General features: G+C 34.6%; 34 protein-coding genes. 33 read left to right on the top strand and 1 reads right to left on the bottom strand.

The window, feature by feature from the left end; genetic code table 11:
* Window position 1: 1 nt before the first annotated feature.
* From rplW to rplQ, 26 genes are all read left to right on the top strand, one after another.
* Window positions 2-292, top strand: a complete 291-nt coding sequence (gene rplW, locus BUE84_RS01585; protein WP_002983204.1) for a 50S ribosomal protein L23 — start codon at window positions 2-4, stop codon at window positions 290-292.
* A 22-nt stretch (window positions 293-314) separates the two neighbouring features.
* Entirely contained in the window at window positions 315-1,136 is an 822-nt protein-coding gene (rplB, locus tag BUE84_RS01590) for a 50S ribosomal protein L2 (protein ID WP_034678013.1), read from the top strand.
* A gap of 2 nt (window positions 1,137-1,138) precedes the next feature.
* Entirely contained in the window at window positions 1,139-1,417 is a 279-nt protein-coding gene (rpsS, locus tag BUE84_RS01595) for a 30S ribosomal protein S19 (protein ID WP_002983209.1), read from the top strand.
* A gap of 2 nt (window positions 1,418-1,419) precedes the next feature.
* Window positions 1,420-1,818: a 50S ribosomal protein L22 gene (gene rplV / locus BUE84_RS01600; RefSeq protein WP_002983214.1), complete on the top strand. Its 399-nt coding sequence runs from the start codon at window positions 1,420-1,422 to the stop codon at window positions 1,816-1,818.
* Between the two features lie 7 nt (window positions 1,819-1,825).
* Window positions 1,826-2,575, top strand: coding sequence for a 30S ribosomal protein S3 (rpsC, locus tag BUE84_RS01605; protein ID WP_034694675.1), 750 nt, complete (start codon window positions 1,826-1,828; stop codon window positions 2,573-2,575).
* Window positions 2,576-2,673: 98 nt separating this feature from the next.
* Window positions 2,674-3,099: a 50S ribosomal protein L16 gene (gene rplP, locus BUE84_RS01610; protein ID WP_034694677.1), complete on the top strand. Its 426-nt coding sequence runs from the start codon at window positions 2,674-2,676 to the stop codon at window positions 3,097-3,099.
* 12 nt (window positions 3,100-3,111) lie between these two features.
* Entirely contained in the window at window positions 3,112-3,297 is a 186-nt protein-coding gene (rpmC, locus tag BUE84_RS01615) for a 50S ribosomal protein L29 (RefSeq protein ID WP_034694678.1), read from the top strand.
* 12 nt (window positions 3,298-3,309) lie between these two features.
* Window positions 3,310-3,564, top strand: coding sequence for a 30S ribosomal protein S17 (rpsQ, locus tag BUE84_RS01620; RefSeq protein ID WP_027371715.1), 255 nt, complete (start codon window positions 3,310-3,312; stop codon window positions 3,562-3,564).
* A 2-nt stretch (window positions 3,565-3,566) separates the two neighbouring features.
* Window positions 3,567-3,935, top strand: a complete 369-nt coding sequence (gene rplN / locus BUE84_RS01625) for a 50S ribosomal protein L14 (protein ID WP_002983226.1) — start codon at window positions 3,567-3,569, stop codon at window positions 3,933-3,935.
* Between the two features lie 21 nt (window positions 3,936-3,956).
* Window positions 3,957-4,283, top strand: a complete 327-nt coding sequence (rplX, locus tag BUE84_RS01630) for a 50S ribosomal protein L24 (RefSeq protein ID WP_047427597.1) — start codon at window positions 3,957-3,959, stop codon at window positions 4,281-4,283.
* A gap of 11 nt (window positions 4,284-4,294) precedes the next feature.
* Window positions 4,295-4,846: a 50S ribosomal protein L5 gene (gene rplE / locus BUE84_RS01635; protein ID WP_034694682.1), complete on the top strand. Its 552-nt coding sequence runs from the start codon at window positions 4,295-4,297 to the stop codon at window positions 4,844-4,846.
* Between the two features lie 3 nt (window positions 4,847-4,849).
* Window positions 4,850-5,119 (top strand): 30S ribosomal protein S14, encoded by a 270-nt coding sequence (gene rpsN, locus BUE84_RS01640; RefSeq protein ID WP_002983233.1) that lies wholly within the window; start codon window positions 4,850-4,852, stop codon window positions 5,117-5,119.
* A gap of 145 nt (window positions 5,120-5,264) precedes the next feature.
* A complete protein-coding gene (rpsH, locus tag BUE84_RS01645; RefSeq protein ID WP_034694686.1) occupies window positions 5,265-5,663 on the top strand; it encodes a 30S ribosomal protein S8 in 399 nt (132 codons plus the stop codon).
* Window positions 5,664-5,680: 17 nt separating this feature from the next.
* Window positions 5,681-6,226 carry a 50S ribosomal protein L6 gene (gene rplF, locus BUE84_RS01650; RefSeq protein WP_034694687.1) on the top strand — a complete coding sequence of 182 codons (546 nt, stop codon included), beginning with the start codon at window positions 5,681-5,683 and terminating at the stop codon, window positions 6,224-6,226.
* A 15-nt stretch (window positions 6,227-6,241) separates the two neighbouring features.
* Window positions 6,242-6,595: a 50S ribosomal protein L18 gene (rplR, locus tag BUE84_RS01655; protein ID WP_034694689.1), complete on the top strand. Its 354-nt coding sequence runs from the start codon at window positions 6,242-6,244 to the stop codon at window positions 6,593-6,595.
* 19 nt (window positions 6,596-6,614) lie between these two features.
* A complete protein-coding gene (gene rpsE / locus BUE84_RS01660) occupies window positions 6,615-7,136 on the top strand; it encodes a 30S ribosomal protein S5 (protein WP_002983245.1) in 522 nt (173 codons plus the stop codon).
* Window positions 7,137-7,147: 11 nt separating this feature from the next.
* On the top strand, window positions 7,148-7,324 hold the full coding sequence (gene rpmD, locus BUE84_RS01665; protein WP_027371710.1) for a 50S ribosomal protein L30: 177 nt from the start codon (window positions 7,148-7,150) through the stop codon (window positions 7,322-7,324).
* A 21-nt stretch (window positions 7,325-7,345) separates the two neighbouring features.
* A complete protein-coding gene (gene rplO / locus BUE84_RS01670) occupies window positions 7,346-7,795 on the top strand; it encodes a 50S ribosomal protein L15 (RefSeq protein WP_034694692.1) in 450 nt (149 codons plus the stop codon).
* 9 nt (window positions 7,796-7,804) lie between these two features.
* A complete protein-coding gene (gene secY / locus BUE84_RS01675; protein ID WP_034694694.1) occupies window positions 7,805-9,184 on the top strand; it encodes a preprotein translocase subunit SecY in 1,380 nt (459 codons plus the stop codon).
* A 3-nt stretch (window positions 9,185-9,187) separates the two neighbouring features.
* Complete coding sequence (infA, locus tag BUE84_RS01680) at window positions 9,188-9,403, top strand: translation initiation factor IF-1 (RefSeq protein ID WP_027381317.1); 216 nt, start codon at window positions 9,188-9,190, stop codon at window positions 9,401-9,403.
* A gap of 64 nt (window positions 9,404-9,467) precedes the next feature.
* The gene (gene rpmJ / locus BUE84_RS01685) at window positions 9,468-9,584 is read left to right on the top strand and encodes a 50S ribosomal protein L36 (RefSeq protein ID WP_007839480.1); all 117 of its coding nucleotides are present in this window, start codon (window positions 9,468-9,470) and stop codon (window positions 9,582-9,584) included.
* A 7-nt stretch (window positions 9,585-9,591) separates the two neighbouring features.
* Window positions 9,592-9,969: a 30S ribosomal protein S13 gene (rpsM, locus tag BUE84_RS01690; RefSeq protein ID WP_034694696.1), complete on the top strand. Its 378-nt coding sequence runs from the start codon at window positions 9,592-9,594 to the stop codon at window positions 9,967-9,969.
* A 12-nt stretch (window positions 9,970-9,981) separates the two neighbouring features.
* Window positions 9,982-10,371: a 30S ribosomal protein S11 gene (gene rpsK / locus BUE84_RS01695; protein WP_034694697.1), complete on the top strand. Its 390-nt coding sequence runs from the start codon at window positions 9,982-9,984 to the stop codon at window positions 10,369-10,371.
* Window positions 10,372-10,390: 19 nt separating this feature from the next.
* Window positions 10,391-10,999 carry a 30S ribosomal protein S4 gene (gene rpsD / locus BUE84_RS01700; protein ID WP_062673615.1) on the top strand — a complete coding sequence of 203 codons (609 nt, stop codon included), beginning with the start codon at window positions 10,391-10,393 and terminating at the stop codon, window positions 10,997-10,999.
* A 33-nt stretch (window positions 11,000-11,032) separates the two neighbouring features.
* Window positions 11,033-12,028, top strand: a complete 996-nt coding sequence (locus tag BUE84_RS01705; RefSeq protein ID WP_062673617.1) for a DNA-directed RNA polymerase subunit alpha — start codon at window positions 11,033-11,035, stop codon at window positions 12,026-12,028.
* Between the two features lie 6 nt (window positions 12,029-12,034).
* Complete coding sequence (gene rplQ / locus BUE84_RS01710; RefSeq protein ID WP_034694700.1) at window positions 12,035-12,547, top strand: 50S ribosomal protein L17; 513 nt, start codon at window positions 12,035-12,037, stop codon at window positions 12,545-12,547.
* A gap of 100 nt (window positions 12,548-12,647) precedes the next feature.
* Here rplQ and BUE84_RS01715 read toward each other — a convergent pair whose 3' ends face one another.
* Complete coding sequence (locus BUE84_RS01715) at window positions 12,648-13,082, bottom strand: hypothetical protein (RefSeq protein WP_079240243.1); 435 nt, start codon at window positions 13,080-13,082, stop codon at window positions 12,648-12,650.
* 570 nt (window positions 13,083-13,652) lie between these two features.
* Here BUE84_RS01715 and BUE84_RS01720 point away from each other — a divergent pair.
* The 7 genes from BUE84_RS01720 (at window position 13,653) to eno (ending at window position 20,098) form a co-directional block, all read left to right on the top strand.
* Window positions 13,653-14,285: a response regulator gene (locus tag BUE84_RS01720; protein ID WP_079240244.1), complete on the top strand. Its 633-nt coding sequence runs from the start codon at window positions 13,653-13,655 to the stop codon at window positions 14,283-14,285.
* A gap of 5 nt (window positions 14,286-14,290) precedes the next feature.
* Window positions 14,291-15,112 (top strand): hypothetical protein, encoded by an 822-nt coding sequence (locus BUE84_RS01725; protein ID WP_079240245.1) that lies wholly within the window; start codon window positions 14,291-14,293, stop codon window positions 15,110-15,112.
* 596 nt (window positions 15,113-15,708) lie between these two features.
* Window positions 15,709-16,497 (top strand): sensor histidine kinase, encoded by a 789-nt coding sequence (locus BUE84_RS01735; RefSeq protein ID WP_079240247.1) that lies wholly within the window; start codon window positions 15,709-15,711, stop codon window positions 16,495-16,497.
* A gap of 71 nt (window positions 16,498-16,568) precedes the next feature.
* On the top strand, window positions 16,569-16,898 hold the full coding sequence (locus BUE84_RS01740) for a hypothetical protein (protein WP_079240248.1): 330 nt from the start codon (window positions 16,569-16,571) through the stop codon (window positions 16,896-16,898).
* Window positions 16,899-16,925: 27 nt separating this feature from the next.
* Window positions 16,926-17,366 (top strand): hypothetical protein, encoded by a 441-nt coding sequence (locus BUE84_RS01745; RefSeq protein ID WP_079240249.1) that lies wholly within the window; start codon window positions 16,926-16,928, stop codon window positions 17,364-17,366.
* Between the two features lies 1 nt (window position 17,367).
* On the top strand, window positions 17,368-18,576 hold the full coding sequence (locus tag BUE84_RS01750) for a hypothetical protein (RefSeq protein ID WP_145953193.1): 1,209 nt from the start codon (window positions 17,368-17,370) through the stop codon (window positions 18,574-18,576).
* A gap of 229 nt (window positions 18,577-18,805) precedes the next feature.
* Window positions 18,806-20,098, top strand: coding sequence for a phosphopyruvate hydratase (eno, locus tag BUE84_RS01755; RefSeq protein WP_034694712.1), 1,293 nt, complete (start codon window positions 18,806-18,808; stop codon window positions 20,096-20,098).
* The last annotated feature ends 75 nt before the right edge of the window (window positions 20,099-20,173 follow it).

Genomic DNA, 20,173 nt, shown 5'->3' on the forward strand with positions numbered 1-20,173 from the left:
CATGTCAGTTATTATTAAACCAGTTATTTCAGAAAAGGCTAATTACCTTACAGATTTAAGAGGTTCTTATTCTTTCTTAGTTAACCCTAAGGCGAATAAAATCGAGATCAAAAAAGCTGTTGAAGCAGCTTACGGTGTAAAAGTAGCAGACGTTAACACAATGATTTATGCTCCGAAGGTTTCTTCAAAGTACACTAAAAAAGGTCTTCAAGTAGGAAAGACAAATAAATTGAAAAAAGCGGTAATCAAACTTGCTGAAGGTGAGGTTATCGATATTTTTGCTGTAAATTAATTATTAATTATAAATAATAGTAATGTCTGTTAGAAAATTAAAACCTATCACCCCGGGACAGAGATTCAGAATTGTAAACAATTTTGAGGAAATTACTACCAACAAACCAGAGAAGTCTCTAACAGTTGGTATTAAAAAGTCAGGTGGACGTAACCAAACAGGTAAAATGACCATGCGTTACACCGGAGGTGGACACAAAAAGAAATACAGAATTATTGACTTCAAAAGAAACAAAGCAAACGTTGAAGCAACTGTAAAATCTGTAGAATACGATCCAAACAGAACTGCATTTATCGCTTTATTAGAGTACGCAGACGGAGAGAAGAGATATATCATCGCTCCAAACGGTATCAAAGTTGATCAGAAAGTAGTGTCAGGAGAAAGCGTTGAACCAAACGTAGGTAACGCAATGAAATTGAAAAATATTCCATTGGGTACTGTAATCTCTTGTGTTGAAATGAAGCCTGGACAAGGTGCAATTTTAGCAAGAAGTGCTGGTTCTTCAGCTCAATTAACTTCTAGAGATGGTAAATATGCAATCATCAAGTTACCTTCAGGAGAATCAAGAATGATCCTTACTGAATGTATGGCAATGATTGGTTCTGTTTCCAACTCAGATCACCAATTAACTGTATCAGGTAAGGCTGGTAGAAGCAGATGGTTAGGTAGAAGACCAAGAACAAGAGCGGTTGTAATGAACCCAGTAGATCACCCAATGGGTGGTGGTGAAGGACGTTCTTCAGGAGGTCACCCAAGATCTAGAAACGGTATGCCGTCTAAAGGTTACAAAACTAGAAAGAAAAACAAAGTGTCTAACCGTTACATCGTATCTAAAAGAAAATAATTATGGCAAGATCACTTAAGAAAGGACCGTTCATTCATCATACTTTAGATAAGAAGGTTCAGGCAAATATAGAGTCTGGTAAGAAGACAGTTATCAAAACTTGGTCTAGAGCATCTATGATCTCTCCGGACTTCGTAGGACAAACTATTGCTGTACACAACGGGAAATCTTTTATCCCAGTTTATGTTACAGAAAACATGGTTGGTCACAAGTTAGGCGAATTTTCTCCAACAAGATCTTTCAGAGGTCATGGTGGTAACAAAAACAAAGGAAGCAGATAATCATGGGATCAAGAAAACAAGATAGTTCAATCGCAAGAAAAGAAGCTAACAAAGACGTTGTAAAAGCTTCATTAAATAATTGCCCGTCTTCTCCAAGAAAAATGAGATTAGTTGCTGATATCATTAGAGGAGAGCAGGTAGACAAAGCACTTTATATCCTAAAATATTCTAAGAAGGATGCTTCTAACAAGTTAGAGAAATTACTTCTTTCTGCTATGGCTAACTGGCAAGTGAAAAACGAAGGTGCTGACATCGAGGAAGCAAACCTTATCGTTAAAGAAATATTTGTGGATAGTGCAAGACAATTGAAGAGACTAAGACCAGCTCCACAAGGTAGAGGGTATAGAATCAGAAAAAGATCTAACCACGTTACATTAATCTTAGGTAACAAAGAAAATTAATCAAGGTATGGGACAGAAGACAAATCCAATTGGTAATAGATTAGGTATCATCAGAGGATGGGATTCTAACTGGTTTGGTGGAAACGATTATGGAGACAGAATCGCTGAAGACTACAAAATCAGAAGATACCTTGAGGCTAGATTATCTAAAGGTGGTATTTCAAAAATCTATATTGAAAGAACACTTAAATTAGTAACAGTTACAATCACTACTGCTAGACCGGGACTTATCATCGGTAAAGGAGGTCAGGAAGTTGATAAATTGAAAGAAGAATTGAAGAAACTTACAGGTAAGGATATTCAAATCAATATTTTCGAAATCAAAAGACCTGAATTAGATGCTGTACTAGTTGCTGATAGTATTTCTAAGCAAATTGAAAACAGAATTTCTTACAGAAGAGCTGTTAAAATGGCAATGGCAAGTACTATGAGAATGGGTGCTGAAGGTATCAAAGTTCAAATCTCTGGTAGATTGAACGGGGCTGAAATGGCAAGATCAGAATCTTTCAAAGAAGGAAGAATTCCATTGTCAACTTTCAGAGCTGATATCGATTACCACTGGGCAGAAGCTCACACTACTTACGGTAGACTAGGAGTTAAAGTTTGGATCATGAAAGGTGAAGTTTACGGTAAAAGAGAACTTTCTCCACTAGTGGGACAACAGAAAAAAGGAGGTCAGTCAGACAGAGGAAACAGAGGAGGAGACAGAGACAACAGAAGACCTAGAAAAAACAACAACAATAACAATAATAATTAAAATTTTAGATTAGAAATTTTGAATTTTAAATTACCGTTACTTTTTTAAAATTAAAAAAAATCTAAAATCTAAAATCTAAAATCTAAAATTTAGAAATTATGTTACAACCAAAAAGAACCAAATTCCGTAGAGTTCACAAGATGAAGATGAAGGGGAATGCCCAAAGAGGTAGTCAACTTGCTTACGGAACTTTTGGGATCAAAGCAACGGAAGGAGCTTGGATCACTGCAAGACAGATTGAAGCAGCTCGTATCGCTGCGACAAGATATATGAAGAGAGAAGGTCAACTATGGATCAAAATCTTCCCAGACAAGCCAATTACTAAGAAACCAGCGGAAGTACGTATGGGTAAAGGTAAGGGTGCTGTTGAATATTGGGTAGCTGTAGTAAAACCAGGTAAAATTATGTTCGAAGTTGGAGGAGTTCCTTACGAAATTGCGAAAGAAGCTCTTAGACTTGCTGCACAAAAATTACCAGTAGTTACTAAATTCATCGTTGCTAACGATTTTGTTAAACCTCTATAATCTTTGAATACAATGAAAAATGCTGATATTAAAAATTTAAGCGCGGGTGATATTCAAGCTCAATTAACTGAAGCAAAAGCTCAATATTCTAAATTGAAATTGGCTCATGCAATCAGCCCAATTGAAAACCCGATTCAAATCAGAGATTTGAGAAAAACAATCGCAAGACTAAACACTGAGTTAACTAACAAACAATAATTTCATTTTACAATGGATAGAAATTTAAGAAAAGAAAGAATCGGAGTGGTTTCCAGCAATAAAATGGAAAAAACTATTGTTGTTAGTGAAACTACAAGAGTAAAGCACCCGATGTACGGTAAATTCGTTTTGAAAACGAAAAAATATACTGCACACGACGAGAACAACGAATGCACAGAAGGTGATACAGTTTTGATCCAAGAAACTAGACCTTTGAGCAAGAGCAAGAGATGGAGATTAGTAAGAATCATTGAAAAAGCTAAGTAATAATGTTACAAACAGAATCAAGATTAAAAGTTGCTGATAACACAGGTGCTAAAGAAGTACTAGTTATCAGAGTTCTGGGAGGAACCAGAAGAAGATATGCTTCAGTTGGTGATAAAATCGTTGTTACGATCAAGGATTCTACACCATCTGGAAACGCTAAAAAAGGTCAGGTATCTAAAGCTGTAGTAGTAAGAACTAAAAAAGCAGTAAGAAGAAAAGATGGTTCATACATCAAATTCGATGACAATGCTTGTGTATTACTAAACGCAGCGGGAGAAATGAGAGGAACGCGTGTTTTCGGACCAGTTGCTCGTGAGTTGAGAGACAAAGAATATATGAAAATCATTTCATTAGCTCCTGAAGTACTTTAATTTTAAAAATTTTTAAAAAAAATGTCAAAGTTAAAAATAAAAAGAGGAGATAACGTAATCATTACTACTGGTAAGAAAGATATCAAAGGTAAGACTGGTGAAGTTATTGAAGTGATCAAGAAAGAAGGTAGAGACCCAAGAGTAATCGTTGCAGGACTTAACATCGTTAAAAAACACGTTAAGCCTTCAGCTTCTAATCCTCAAGGAGGAATTACTGAGAAGGAAGCTTCTATTCATATCTCAAACGTAGCTTTAGTTGGTAAAGACGGAAAAGCTATCAAAATCGGTTACAAAATCGAAGGAGATAAGAAAGTAAGAATTAACAAAAAAACGGGTGAAACTTTATAATTTGAATTAACATGGAATATATAGCAAGACCCAAAAAAGCATATAAAGAGACAATTGTTCCTGCAATGATGGAAGAATTCGGGTATAAGTCAGTAATGCAAGTACCTAAATTAGAGAAAATCGTTGTATCACAAGGTTTAGGTGATGCTACTGCAGACAAAAAAATCATTGATTATGCTGTAGAAGAGCTTACAAATATCACAGGTCAAAAAGCTGTTGGTACAATCTCTAAGAAAGACGAAGCTGCTTTCAAATTGAGAAAAGGTATGCCAGTAGGTGCAAAAGTTACCCTAAGAGGAAACCAAATGTATGAATTCTTAGATAGACTTACTGCTTCTGCTTTGCCTCGTATCAGAGATTTCTCTGGAATCAAAGCTGATGGTTTCGATGGTAGAGGTAACTATAACCTAGGTATTACTGAGCAGATTATCTTCCCTGAAATCGTAATTGACAAAGTGAAAAAAATCCAAGGGATGGACATCACTTTCGTTACTACTGCGAAAACAGATAAAGAAGCTAAAGCATTATTAACTCACTTCGGTTTACCATTTAAAAAGAACTAAGAAATGGCTAAAGAATCAATGAAAGCGCGTGAGCGCAAAAGAGAAGCACTAGTTGCTAAATACGCTGCTAAAAGACAAGCTCTTAAAGAAGCTGGTGATTACGAAGGACTTCAAAAATTGCCTAAAAATGCTTCTCCTGTAAGATTACACAACAGATGTAAACTAACAGGTAGACCAAGAGGATACATGAGAACGTTTGGTATTTCCAGAGTAACTTTCAGAGAAATGGCAAACAACGGTCTTATCCCAGGTGTAAGAAAAGCTAGTTGGTAATAATTACTAATTAAAAATCGGGACAATTAAGTTGTCAAGATACTAAAGAATAAATATCAGACCGAAGTTTTCTGAAGTCTGATATTTTTCTCTTCAAGTCTTTTCAATACTGATTGTTCTTTAACCAATAATTTATAAAAGAAAAATGGTAACAGATCCAATTTCAGATTTCCTAACAAGAGTAAGGAACGCACAAAGCGCAGGCCACAAAGTGGTGGAAATTCCTGCATCGAAAATCAAAAAGGAGATTACTAAGATCCTATTTGATCAAGGGTATATCTTAAACTACAAGTTTGAAGATAACGCTGTTCAAGGAGTGATCAAAATCGCTTTAAAGTACGATAAGCAAACTAACAAACCGGCTATCAAGTCTATCCAAAGAGCTTCTAGACCAGGTTTGAGACAGTACAAAGGTTCTACTGAACTTCCAAGAGTACTAAACGGTTTGGGTATTTCTATCATCTCTACTTCTAAAGGAGTAATGACTGACAAGAAAGCTAGAGAAGAGAAAGTAGGCGGTGAAGTAATCTGCTATGTTTATTAATTTTTAATCAGAGGAAAATGTCAAGAATTGGTAAAGCAATTATAACAATTCCAGCTGGAGTTACAATCACTGAAAACAACGGTGTAGTAACTGTAAAAGGAGCTAAAGGAGAACTTTCTCAAGAGCTTACAGCAGGAATTACTATAGAACAAAAAGATGGTGAACTTAACGTAAACAGACCATCTGATTCTAAACAACACAAAGCACTTCACGGTCTATACAGAGCGTTAATCAACAATATGATTGTTGGTGTAAGTGCAGGTTTCGAAAAGAAACTTGAATTAGTAGGGGTAGGATATAGAGCTTCACACGCAGGTCAAAAACTTGAGTTGGCTTTAGGATTCTCTCACGGTATCGTATTAGAACTTCCAGGTGAAGTAAAAGTTGATACATTGACTGAAAAAGGTAAAAACCCAATTATTACTTTAACGTCTCACGACAACCAACTTCTAGGAATGGTAGCTGCAAAGATCCGTTCTTTCAGAAAGCCTGAGCCATACAAAGGAAAAGGTGTAAGATTCGTAGGAGAAATTGTTAGACGTAAAGCTGGTAAATCTGCTTAATAAATTATAAGTATTATGGCATTAAGTAAATTAGAAAAAAGAATAAGAATCAAAAGAAGAGTAAGAGGGAAAATCTCTGGATCTTCTGAATTGCCAAGATTATCTGTATATAAAAGTAATAAGGAAATTTACGCTCAGTTAATCGACGATAAAAATGGTAAAACTTTAGCATCAGCTTCTTCTAGAGAGAAAGGTGTAGACGCTAAAGGTACTAAGACTGAAGTTTCTGCTGCTGTTGGTAAAGCTATCGCTGCTAAAGCTATCGCTGCAGGAATCGAAAGTATTGTATTTGACAGAAACGGATTCGTATACCACGGTAGAGTAAAAGCTCTAGCTGATGGTGCAAGAGAAGGTGGACTTAAATTCTAATCATTAAATTTCGGAAAATATGTTAGGACTAGATAATATAGAAAGAGTAAAACCGGGAGGATTAGAATTAAAAGATCGTCTCGTAGCTGTTAACAGAGTAACAAAAGTAACAAAAGGAGGTAGAGCTTTCGGATTTTCTGCTATTGTTGTAGTAGGTAACGAAGAAGGTGTTATTGGTTTCGGTTTAGGAAAATCTAAAGAGGTTGCTTCTGCAATTGCTAAAGCAGTTGAAGACGCTAAGAAAAACCTTGTGAAAGTTCCTGTAATGAACCATACTATCCCTCACCAAACTACTGCTAGATACGGTGGTGCAGATATCTTCTTAAGACCTGCTTCTCACGGTACAGGACTTATCGCCGGAGGTGCGGTAAGAGCGGTATTGGAATCTGCTGGTATTCACGATATCCTTTCAAAATCTAAAGGATCTTCTAACCCTCACAACGTAGTGAAAGCTACTTTCAAAGCGTTATTAGACATCAGAAGACCTGAAGAAATCGCTAGAATGAGAGGGATTTCTCTAAGTAAAGTGTTTAACGGTTAATAATTAAAGCAATGGCAACAATTAAAGTAAAGCAAGTAAGAAGCGCTATTGGTAGAACAAAAACCCAAAAGAGAACGCTTGAAGCATTAGGATTAAAAAAACTTCACCAAGTTGTAGAACATGAAGCTACTCCTTCCATCTTAGGAATGATCGCTGCTGTAGGACACTTACTTGAAGTTCAAAAATAATTTTATAAAAGAGAAATTAAAATGAATTTAAATAATATACAACCTGCTGCAGGATCTACTTTCAACTCAAAGAGAATTGGTAGAGGTCAAGGTAGCGGAAAAGGAGGTACTTCAACAAAAGGTCACAAAGGTCAGAAAGCTAGAGCTGGTTATTCTCAAAAAATCGGTTTCGAAGGTGGACAAATGCCTTTACAAAGAAGATTACCTAAATTCGGATTCAAAAACGTAAACAGAAAAGAGTTTAGAGGAGTTAACCTTGATACTATTCAAACTTTAATCGAGAACAAATCCATCACTGGAGATATCACGAAAGAAGTTTTAGTAGCAAACGGGATAGTTTCTAAAAACGAATTAGTGAAAATTATGGGTAGAGGAGAATTGAAATCTGCGGTTTCAATCTCTGCTGATAAATTCACGAAATCTGCTGAAGAGCTTATTGCTAAAGCAGGTGGAAAAGCAATTACCTTATAATACTTACTAATGAAAGAATTTATACAAACACTTAAAAATATTTGGAGTCTTAAAGAATTGAGAGATAAAATTCTCTTCACTTTAGGTATTATCCTTGTGTATAGATTCGCATCTTATATCTCGCTTCCTGCAATTAACCTTGCAGAGGTGGGAGATCTCTTAGAGCATTATAAAAATCAAGGCGGTAACAAGCAAGGAGCAGGTCTCCTTGGCTTGCTTTCGTCGTTTACGGGGGGAGCTTTCAGCCACGCTTCCGTAATGGCGTTAGGAATCATGCCTTATATTTCTGCTTCTATTATTGTTCAGTTGATGGGGATGGCTATTCCTTATCTTCAGAAGCTTCAGAAAGATGGAGAGTCAGGTAGAAATACATTGAACCAAATTACAAGATGGTTAACGATTGGAGTTTGTCTGGTACAGGCACCTTCTTACTTAACTTCTATTACTCAATTATTCTTACCATATGCTCAGTTCCAGTCTGCATATTATGTAGAGCCAAATTCAATCATGTTCTGGTTACCAAGTATTGTTATTTTGGTTGCCGGTTCAGTATTTGCAATGTGGCTAGGTGAAAAGATTACCGATAAAGGAATCGGAAATGGTATCTCTATCCTTATTATGGTGGGGATCCTTTCAAGATTACCTGAGGCATTCGTACAGGAGATGGCCGTGCAGAACGGAAAAGGAGGAATGGGATCTATCATGATCCTTATTGAAGTATTATTCTGGATGGTGGTTGTTCTTTTAGCAGTAATCTTATCAGTTGCTGTTAGAAAAATCCCAATTCAGTATGTAAGCAGAGCTCAAGCAAGAGGAGGTGTAAACAGAAATCTTATGCAGGGAGCAAGACAATGGATTCCATTGAAAGTAAATGCTGCTGGTGTAATGCCGATTATCTTTGCTCAGGCATTGATGTTCGTACCAGGATTATTAACAAAATTCGATGAGTCTAATACTTTTCTTGCAGGTTTCAAGAATGTTTTTAGCTGGCAGTACAACGTATTGTTTGCGCTATTAATTATTATCTTCTCATTTTTCTATACTGCGATTACAATTCCGGTAAACCAAATGGCTGATGATTTGAAGAGAAATGGAGGGTTAGTACCAAAAGTAAGACCAGGAAAAGAGACAGCTGATTATTTAGATGATATTTTATCAAAAATTACCTTGCCAGGTGCAATATTTTTGTCTATCTTTGCAATCCTTCCGGCAATTGTGCATGGAACCTTTGTTCAGACAGATGCGTTTGCCCTATTTTTTGGGGGAACGTCCCTATTAATTATGGTGGGTGTAATTTTAGATACAGTTCAACAGATTAATACATATCTGCTGAACCATCATTATGATGGCTTAATGCAGTCTAAATTATCAAGAACGACTGGATATTAATTTATGGCAAAACAAAAACATATTGAACAAGACGGCGTTATAACGGAAGCACTTTCGAACGCTCAGTTCCGTGTAGAACTAGAAAATGGGCATATTCTTATCGCTCATATTTCTGGTAAAATGAGAATGCATTATATTAAACTTTTACCTGGTGATAAGGTAAAACTAGAAATGTCTCCTTATGATTTATCAAAAGGGAGAATCACATTTAGATATTAAACAAACGCCAAATGGAATCTTCGGATCTCCATTTGGCTCTTGTTAAAAAATAAATACTATCAAAATGAAAGTAAGAGCATCAATTAAAAAAAGAAGCGCTGATTGCAAAATCGTACGCAGAAAAGGTGTACTGTTCGTAATCAACAAGAAGAACCCAAAATTTAAACAAAGACAAGGTTAATTAAATTATGGCGAGAATTGCAGGTATTGATTTACCAAAAAACAAAAGAGGAGTTATCGGTTTAACTTACATTTATGGTGTTGGAAGAAGTACTTCTTCTGAAATCCTTAAAGCTGCCGGTATCAGCGAAGACAAAAAAGTCAACGAATGGAATGACGATGAATTGGCTGCCATCAGAACTTACATCCTAGAAAACGTAAAAGTTGAAGGAGAATTAAGATCTGAAGTGCAATTGAACATCAAGAGATTGATGGACATAGGATGCCAACGAGGAATACGTCACAGACTTGGATTACCTTTAAGAGGCCAGAGAACGAAAAACAACTCTAGAACCAGAAAAGGAAAGAGAAAAACTGTTGCTAACAAGAAAAAAGCTAGTAAATAATCGTTAGGAATTATGGCAAAACAAACTAAAGTAGTTAAGAAGAGAAAAGTAAAAGTTGAAGCTATTGGAGAAGCGCATATTCAGGCTTCTTTCAATAACATCATCATTTCTTTAACAAATAAAAACGGAGAGGTTATCTCTTGGGCTTCTGCCGGTAAAATGGGTTTCAGAGGTTCTAAAAAGAATACTCCATTTGCTGCTCAGATGGCAGCTGAAAATTGCTCTGCTGTAGCTCACGAAGCTGGTTTAAGAAGAGTAAAGGTGTTTGTGAAAGGTCCAGGTGCAGGTAGAGAATCTGCTATCAGATCTATTCACAATTCAGGAATTGAAGTTAGCGAGATCGTTGATGTGACTCCTATGCCACACAACGGATGTAGACCACCAAAAAGAAGAAGAGTTTAATTTTTAGAATTTACCCATTATGGCAAGATATATTGGACCTAAAACTAAGATTGCTAGAAAGTTTGGTGCTGCAATCTACGGAGATGACAAAAACTTCGAAAAGAGAAAAAACCAACCGCCAGGACAACACGGTCCTAACAAAAGAAGAGGTGCTAAAAAATCAGAATATGCAGTTCAGTTAGCTGAAAAACAAAAAGCTAAATATACTTACGGTATTTTAGAAAGACAGTTTGCTAACTTATTTGACAAAGCACACAGAAGTAAAGGTGTAACAGGGGAAGTTCTATTACAACTTTGTGAATCAAGATTGGATAACGTAGTATTCAGATTAGGTTTTGCTAAAACTAGATCTGGAGCTAGACAATTAGTTTCTCACAGACACATCACTGTGAACGGAGAGATTCTTAATATCCCTTCTTACTTGGTAAAAGCTGGTGATGTAATCGCTGTAAGAGAAAAGTCTAAGTCTCTTGAAGTTGTTACCAATGCATTGGCTTCTAAGTCAAACTATGAGTGGTTACAATTCAACGATGAGAAGAAAGAAGGTACCTTCATTTCTGCTCCTGAAAGAATCCAGATTCCGGAGGACATTAAGGAGAACCTTATCGTCGAACTTTACTCTAAATAATTTTTTAATCAAATTTTTGCTCAACCCAATAATATGGCAATTTTACAATTCATAAAACCCGATAAAGTAATTTTACTTAACTCTGATGAATTTAAAGGTCAATTTGAATTCAGACCTTTAGAACCAGGTTTCGGGCTTACAATCGGTAATGCTTTGAGAAGAGTGTTGCTTTCTTCTCTGGAAGGATACGCTATTTCATCTATCAAAATAGAAGGTGTAGAGCACGAATTTTCAACTATTCCAGGAGTAATCGAAGACGTTACCGAAATTATTCTTAACCTTAAGCAGGTAAGATTAAAAGCTGCAGCAGAAGGCCAGGCTAACGAGCAGGTTGTTGCTAAAGTTTCAGGTCAAACGGTTATTACTGCTGGTGATTTAGGAAAGTCTATCAATGGATTTGAGGTTCTTAACCCAGATTTAGTGATCTGCAACCTAAACAGTGATGTAACTTTCGAAATTACTTTCAATATTGAAAAAGGAAGAGGGTATGTTCCTTCTGAACAAAATAAGTCAAACAATGCTCCTATTGGAACTATTGCTATTGACTCTATTTTTACGCCGATCAAGAAAGTACAATACAGCATTGAAAATTATCGTGTAGAGCAAAAAACAGACTACGAAAAACTTGTATTAGATATAGAAACTGACGGTTCTATCAGCCCTCAGAATGCTTTAACTGAAGCTTCTAAGATATTAATTTATCACTTCATGTTATTCTCTGATGAGAGAATCACTCTTGAAACTGAAGCCGTAAAAGCATCTATCCAGTACGATGAAGAAACTCTTCACACAAGACAACTTCTTAAGTCTAAATTAGCAGATATGGATCTTTCTGTAAGAGCCCTTAACTGTCTAAAAGCAGCTGAAGTAGAAACTCTTGGAGAACTGGTTTCTTACAGTAAGTCTGATTTGATGAAATTCAGAAATTTTGGTAAAAAATCTTTGACAGAACTAGAAGAATTAGTGCATTCAAAAGGTCTTAACTTCGGTTTCGACGTTGCAAAATATAAGTTAGACGCTGATAAATAATTAATAATGAGACACGGTAAAAAATTCAATCACTTAGGAAGAACAGCTTCTCACAGAAGTGCTTTACTTTCTAATATGGCTTGTTCTCTAATTGAGCATAAAAGAATCAACACTACTGTAGCTAAAGCTAAAGCTTTAAGAGTATATGTTGAGCCTCTATTAACAAAAGCAAAAGAAGATACTACACACAACAGAAGAGTAGTATTCTCTTACCTTCAAAATAAATTTGCGGTTGCTGAATTATTCAGAACTGTAGCTCCTAAAATCGCTGAAAGAAACGGTGGTTATACAAGAATCATCAAGACAGGATTCAGACCAGGTGATGCTGCTGATACTGCTCTTATCGAACTAGTAGATTTCAACGAGCTTTACAATCCTAATGCTGAAGAGAAAAAAGCTACAAGAAGAAGCAGAAGATCTACGCCAGCTAAAGCAGCAGTTGTTGCTGATGCTCCTGTAGTAGAAGAAAAAGTAGAAGAAGCTAAAGCTGATACTACTGAAGAAAAAACTGAAGAATAATATTCATTCAGATATATATAAAAACCATCCGTTTTCGGATGGTTTTTTTTGTAATACTTATAAAATAAGATGTCCCTCAATATTGAAGGACATTTTTTATTTAGATCTTTGTTCTTTTCAGTTCAATAATATTATTCCCTTGTTCAAGGTGAAGACTATCTCCTTTTACCCTTGCCGTCATATCATCTTTTTTGTAAATCGTTTCATTTCCTTTGGTTTCCGATTTAGGTAATGTAAATGTTTTCTTATTGCTGGTAATGGCTACTGTACTTTCTTTCGGATCATTTTTAAATACTACTTTTACTAGTGTTCCGTCTGTAGCTTTATAAACAAAATCGGTTTTCTCAATTTTCTTTCCGTTGACATCTACTGTCGAAGAACTTTGTGTTACCGAATCTATTTTTCCATTATCGTTTGTAACTACAGTTTCTGAACTGTCTGTTTTGATAACGATTTTGTTTCCGCTTTCACTTTTTTTACAGCTGACTACTGCTAATGCCAACACAGCACCTAAGGCTAAGATACTTTTTTTCATGATTATATTATTTGATATTCAATATGATTTTATAATTTAATTTTACAAAAATCATGCCTTACAATATGAGAAAATTTAACGGTTATTCATGCATATTTCTTTTGTTTTTCTCTTTGAATAGGTGGTTTAGCAAAAAGAAAATTTTGGAATTAAAGAGAGGCAGTTCTTCTTATCAAATGATAAAATTCCGGAAGATATTGGAATATGACAGCAGGTCTTAGCTGGCACTTTACATTTCTGGAATATATGGTTTAAGAAGGGTAAGAATCGGATTCAGCTCTTTAAATGGATCAAATTCCATAATAAAGTAAGCCGTTTTGATCGGTAAATTCTTAATCAGATTGTGAAATAATTGTTAATTTAAGGTGGTTTATTGTTTCTTATTTGTTTTTATTTTTAATTTATTGTGAAATATTTAGTCGTATATTGTTTTTGGAATCAAAAATTGATTAAATTTAGTAAAAACTAAAAGACTGAATCACAACTTCAAACTCAAACATTAATATTACACAAAGGTGTAATTGATTTCAAATTGTTTTCTGTTGAAATTTGCTTCAAACAAACAAAGTCATGAGCATTTCCATAGCCATAGTAGAAGACGAGAAAAACTACAACAATGCGTTGAAGAAGGTCATCGATTATCAGAAGGATATGAAAGTGATTGCTCAGTTCTTTGATGGTAATGATGCCATAACAAATCTACCCCATATTTCTCCTGACGTTGTGATGATGGATATCCAATTACAGGATATGCTTGGAATCGAAATCATAGAAAAATTAAGAAAAGAAATGCCCAATACACAGTTTATCATGTGTACCAGCTTTGATGATGATGAAAAGATTTTTAATTCGTTAAAAGCAGGGGCTATGGGATATCTTGTAAAAGGAGAAAGCATGGATAAAATTCTTTCTTCCATCCGCGATGTATACAATGGCGGTGCACCTATGAGTTTTTCTATTGCGAGAAGGGTATTGAAACATTTCGAGAAAAAACTTCCGGAAATAAAAGGCTTTGATGAACTCACAGAACGCGAAAAGGAAATCCTTGAACTTCTTTCCCAGGGGCTTCTCTACAAAGAGATTGCAGACAAAAAATTCATCAGCATTGATACCGTGAAAAAACACGTCGGAAATATCTACAGAAAACTCCACGTCAACAATAAGGTGGAGGCAATCAATAAATTTAACAATTTTAAAAATTAGAAAACATGAATGAAAATCAGGATTTATTAAATTTAACGGGCAAGATTCATCAATTAGTAGACTATGGAATTATTAATATTGAAAAATTACAGGAAATACAATCATTTTGTAATCAGGAAATAGATAGGCTAACTTCAGAAGAATTTATAGAAAGAGAATCCATAGATTGGAGCAAGTATATAATCTATGAACAAACTGAGTCTGATGGTGAGATTAATGCCGGATTGGCAACAGAGATGACAACTGCTTACCAGAGCATTCCTAATATTAAGGATATTTATAGAAATAAATTGCAGGTTTCTGGAGAAGTAGCAGCAGATTTATTTGGTAAAAATGCTAAGAATGTTAAAATTTTTTTAGGAGAACTTGATAATGGACTCATTTTTTTATTTGAAGATTTACTTTTCCAAAAATATTATATTATAACTAATAAAATAGTAAAAGAAGAAATATCTGCATATAATTTTGGTCGGTATAAAGATGCATATGAAAATGGTGCATTAAAAAGAATACTGGATCCCTATATTCAACAATATATTCCAAATACAGTAAATACTATTAGGTTTGCATTGTCAAGAACTTTCTTTACTAAACTTGAAAACCTAAAACCTAAATATCCTAATATTGTTATTTCTTTTCATCCGGCAATACATATTTCTGGGGATATTTTTGATGTAGAATTAGATGATGGAACTATTATTCAGGCTAGTTATGAGTATAGGCTTACATTCATAATGATATTGGGATATTATCAAGGTTCCAAATTTATTCCAATACCTGATATAGGTGCATATGATAGAAATGGTCTTTGTCCTCCTGGATGCTAAATGATTATTCTTGATCTAATATATTATATTGTAATCATTACAAATTTTACTGTTTCCATAATTGAAAAAAAATTATGGAAACAGTTATTTTGGTTTTATTTCGGAATTACAATCATAACAGAAATATTATTTACAACAAAAGCGAGTTTTATAACTGCAAGAATGTATAATTATCTGGATTTGTTCTGTATAATTTATTTTGGATACATCTATAATAAAGAGTTACATGATAACTATGTCATTAGAATAACCACAATTTTATTTTTTTTATTAGGAGGTATTTTTATTTTCATTTCCAAAACTAATTATTCAATTATTACAGGGTATCTATATTGTATTTTTTTATTTTTCATTTCTCTGTTTTGGTTTTATAATAAAATATCAAGCAAAGATCAAACACAGGATATTTTAAATTTATGTTTTTTTTGGATTAGTTGTTCATTATTATTCTGGTCACTATTTTATATTTTCAGAATGTTTCCTATGTATTTCTTTAATAAAAAAGATCCTGGGTTTTTAAAAGAAATATCTAATGTGTTTAGTATAGTTAATATAATTACGTATTCATTATTCTTACGAGGCTTATTTTGTAGACAATGAAGAATCTTCCATTAGAAATAAAGATAGTATATATAACTGCAATCATTGTAGTAATGCTGTTTGTACTATTTATTATCCTTGTTGTTCTAACTTACAACAGAAAACAGCTCCTTTACCTGAAAGAACAACAACTCAAAGAATCCGAACACCAAAACCAGCTTCTTCAGAAAGAACTCGAAAAACAAAAAGTGCTGGAACAGGAGCGGGAACGTATCTCCCACGATATGCATGATGACCTGGGAGCAGGAATTTCTGCATTGAAACTTCAGGCAGAATTTCTGAAACAGAAGGCTGAAGACGATGATCTGCAAAGTGATATCGATGAGCTTCTGAAAACCTCTGAAGAAATGAACATCTCCATGAGGGAAATGCTGTGGAGCCTGAACTCAGGAAATGATACCTTAGGAAGCTTTATTGATTATGCTATTCTTTACACCGGAAACTTTTTGAAGAAAACAAAAATAGCGGTGTATTCGGAATGTGAAAATATCATAGCAGAAACACCTATTTCCACAGAAATGAGACGCAATCTTTTTCTATGCTTAAAAGAAGCGGTCAATAATGTGTACAAACACAGTCAGGCAAATACTGTAAAACTTTCATTCTCGCAGGAAGACAATAATTTCTCTATGAAAATTTCCGATAACGGAAACGGAATCCCCGATGGGCAGAAAGAAGGTAACGGCCTTAGAAATATGAAGCGAAGAATGAATGAACTATCTGGCGAATGTTCTATCATATCCGAAAACTCTGGAACCTGTCTGGTATTTAAAATAGCATTATAAATAAATTACCCTTTTGTGTAATTGACTGGTCCTGTTTTTAGAGGGAAATTTGATATATAAAATTAAAAGCCATGAAAACTCTTATTAACGACAGTATTGGAGATTTGGAAGCTGCTTTAAAAAACAACACTGATCTTCAGGAGAAGTTCAAAACCAATCCGATAGAGGCTATTAAAAATGTAGAAATAAAAACCCCGAAAGAAACAGACTATTGGATCTACAGAATCATTGTACTTATGCTCGGGTTGGCAGTCATTACCATTATAGCAGGACTTATTCTCATTGCTTACTGGAATGATGGTGCTGCTAAAGATAATCAGCTGGTCACTATTTTTGCCACCATTTCTTCAGGTGCAATAGGAGCCTTAGCCGGACTTTTATCACCTACACCGAGAAAATAATTAATAATAACTTAAAAACTACATATCATGAAAGCACAAGAAAAAAACAAAATAAAAAAAGACATTAATGAAAGACTTGATCTATTAAAAGGGAATGAAATATTTAATGATAATAAAGTAACAAAAATCAAATATGAAACAGATTTTTACGAATGTCTTGATAATGATAATAATATAGGAATTTGTGTTTCTGTTATTTCGCAAGACTTAATTGTTACAAATGCTGTTTATTTAAATAATACCACTGAAATAGAGGTAGTAGATTGTCCAACCACAATAGGAGCAAGTAATGCTTTAAAAGGAAATCGGATTTTTATATATTCAGTTGCATCATCTATAAAAGATAATACCGCCTATACTCTTAATGTAACTTTGAAAACAGGAAATGTAAGTAAATTATTCTCAGCCTCAATGATTTTGAATAAGGGTGAAACAGGTGAAATAATTCAACAAATAAATTTTATTTAAAATGAAGACTAAGATTTTTCAACTTATAATATGCATTTTTTCCATATGCAGTTTGTATGCACAAGATACACTTTCTGTAAATGTAGATCTGCTTAAAGCTCCTGCGTCTCCAGCTTCAAATCTATTAGGAATTGCAAGTAGCGAGATCAATAAACCTACGGATGTTGCAAATCTAATGTTGAATTTACAGGATTTTACTTCTCTATTTAACAATCAAGCGGGATTTGCCTTGGATTTTTCACCATATTGGTTATTTGGAAACAAGACAAAAAGCTTAGATAATATTATTAATGATACTAAACCTTTAGATGTTTTAAATCAGACTCTTGTTTTTTCTGTAGCTGTTAAAAATACAGACAGTAGCTCAAGCAAACTTCCAGTCAATTCAATATTTACTTCATTTGGTTTTAAATTTTCTCTTTTCAGAGGTGATGTTTCCGAGAAAACAAAAAGAAATTATTTGTTGGTAAAAGAAATACATAGAAACATAATACATGATTTAATAAACGGAAATAACTCTGTGATTAGAGATCAGGAAATACAAAAAATTGAGAAACAGTTAGAAATAATGTTTAAAGAAGGTGGAAAAGGAACGCCTGAGTATACAAAACTAGAAGAAAAATTGAATAAACTAAAGATCGAAAGGCTTACGGCTGGCGACAATGATGTAATAGTCAATCATGAAGAAAGTATTAAAAAACTAGTAACAGATTTATCTTTTGTAAGGACTGGTTTTCTTTGGGACTTTGCAGGGGGAACAAGTATTCAGTTTAAAGAAAAGCAATTTGATAATTCAAGAGTTTACAATGCAGGTTTATGGACAGTTTTAGGATATGCAACTGAAAAAGCAGGAACACCTCTTTTCCTTTTGCGTTACATGTATAATCCTAAAAATGATTGGATGACAGTAGATGACTTTAAACCACAAGGTAACTTCTCAACATTTGATGCGGGCATGAAATATGAGTATTCATCAAAGGATTCAAAATTTACAGGAAGTTTTGAGGGGCTTTACAGAAGTTTTATCTCAGGCTCCGATTTGAAACCTACCTGGAAATGCGTTTTGAATTTAGATTATGCAATATTTCCTAACCAGCACTTGACATTATCTCTGGGCAAAGATTTTGACAATAGCTTCATTAAAAAAGGTAATGTTATTGCTGGGCTGTCTTTCTTTAGTGGTATCGGTACAAAACGTAAAATACAGTAATTATACAATAATATAAACAATTTTAAAGCTCCAGCATTTTATAGTGTCTGGAGTTTTATTATAACATTGTTTTATCATTTTAAAAGCCTGATTCTCCACAAAGAATTTGTAGAATTATCATAATATAAATTAACTAAAATTTAACTCGGATTTATCTCAAAAAAATCCCGTGAAATACCCCTGAAAGTTAAATTTTGATTAAATTTGTCTAAACTAAAAAAAATAAAAAATGAGTGCAATTTCTTACATAGAAGCAAGACAGATTTTAGATTCCAGAGGAAATCCTACCATTGAAGTAGATGTATTTACAGAAAGCGGGGCAATGGGCCGTGCAGCTGTACCTTCAGGAGCATCTACAGGAGAACACGAAGCGGTAGAATTACGTGACGGTGGTTCAGAATATCAGGGTAAAGGAGTTCTTAAAGCTGTTGAAAATGTAAAAGAAGTAATTGCAGAGAATTTAGTTGGACAGCCGGTTTTCGAACAAAACTATATCGATCAGATTATGATTGATCTTGACGGAACGCCTAACAAAGGAAATCTTGGTGCTAATGCTATTCTTGGTGTTTCTCTAGCGGTAGCCAGAGCTGCTGCTGCTGAATTGGGAATGCCTCTTTATAAATATGTTGGTGGAGTGAATGCCAATACACTTCCAGTTCCAATGATGAATGTAATTAACGGTGGATCTCACTCAGATGCTCCTATCGCATTCCAGGAATTTATGATTATGCCGGTAAAAGCAGATTCTTTCTCTCATGCTTTGAGAAAAGGAACTGAAATTTTCCACAACCTAAAATCGATCCTTAAAGGAAGAGGTCTTTCTACAGCAGTAGGAGATGAAGGAGGTTTTGCTCCTACTTTCAACGGAACTGAAGATGCTTTGGATACTTTACTTCAGGCGATCGAAAAAGCAGGATACAAGCCTGGTGACGACATTATGTTGGCATTAGACTGTGCGGCTTCAGAATTCTACAAAGACGGAACTTACGATTACAGAAAATTCGAAGGAGACAAGGGAGCTCACAGATCAAGAGAAGAGCAGGTTTCTTACCTTGCAGAATTGGCTGCTAAATATCCGATCATCTCTATCGAAGACGGTATGCAGGAAGATGACTGGGAAGGATGGAAAATGCTTACAGATAAAATCGGTGACAGAGTACAGTTGGTAGGTGACGATTTATTCGTAACAAACGTAGACAGATTATCAAGAGGAGTAAAAGAAGGTATTGCCAACTCTATCCTTGTAAAAGTAAACCAGATTGGTTCTCTTTCTGAAACAATGGCTGCAGTACAAATGGCTCAGAATAACAAATTCACTTCAGTAATGTCTCACAGATCAGGAGAAACTGAAGACTCTACAATTGCTGATTTAGCTGTAGCAATGAACTGTGGACAGATCAAAACAGGTTCAGCTTCAAGATCAGACAGAATGGCAAAATACAACCAGTTATTGAGAATTGAAGAAGCTTTAGGTGAAACTGCAATTTTTCCAGGATTGGAAGCTTTTAAAATCAAAAGATAATTAATCGAATTTATAAATAACGGCAAGCGAAATTTTTAGTTTGCCGTATTTTATGGAAAGTGGTATATTTAAAAA

The sequence above is a fragment of the Chryseobacterium indologenes genome, from assembly GCF_002025665.1.
GTDB classification, from domain to species: Bacteria; Bacteroidota; Bacteroidia; order Flavobacteriales; family Weeksellaceae; genus Chryseobacterium; species Chryseobacterium metallicongregator.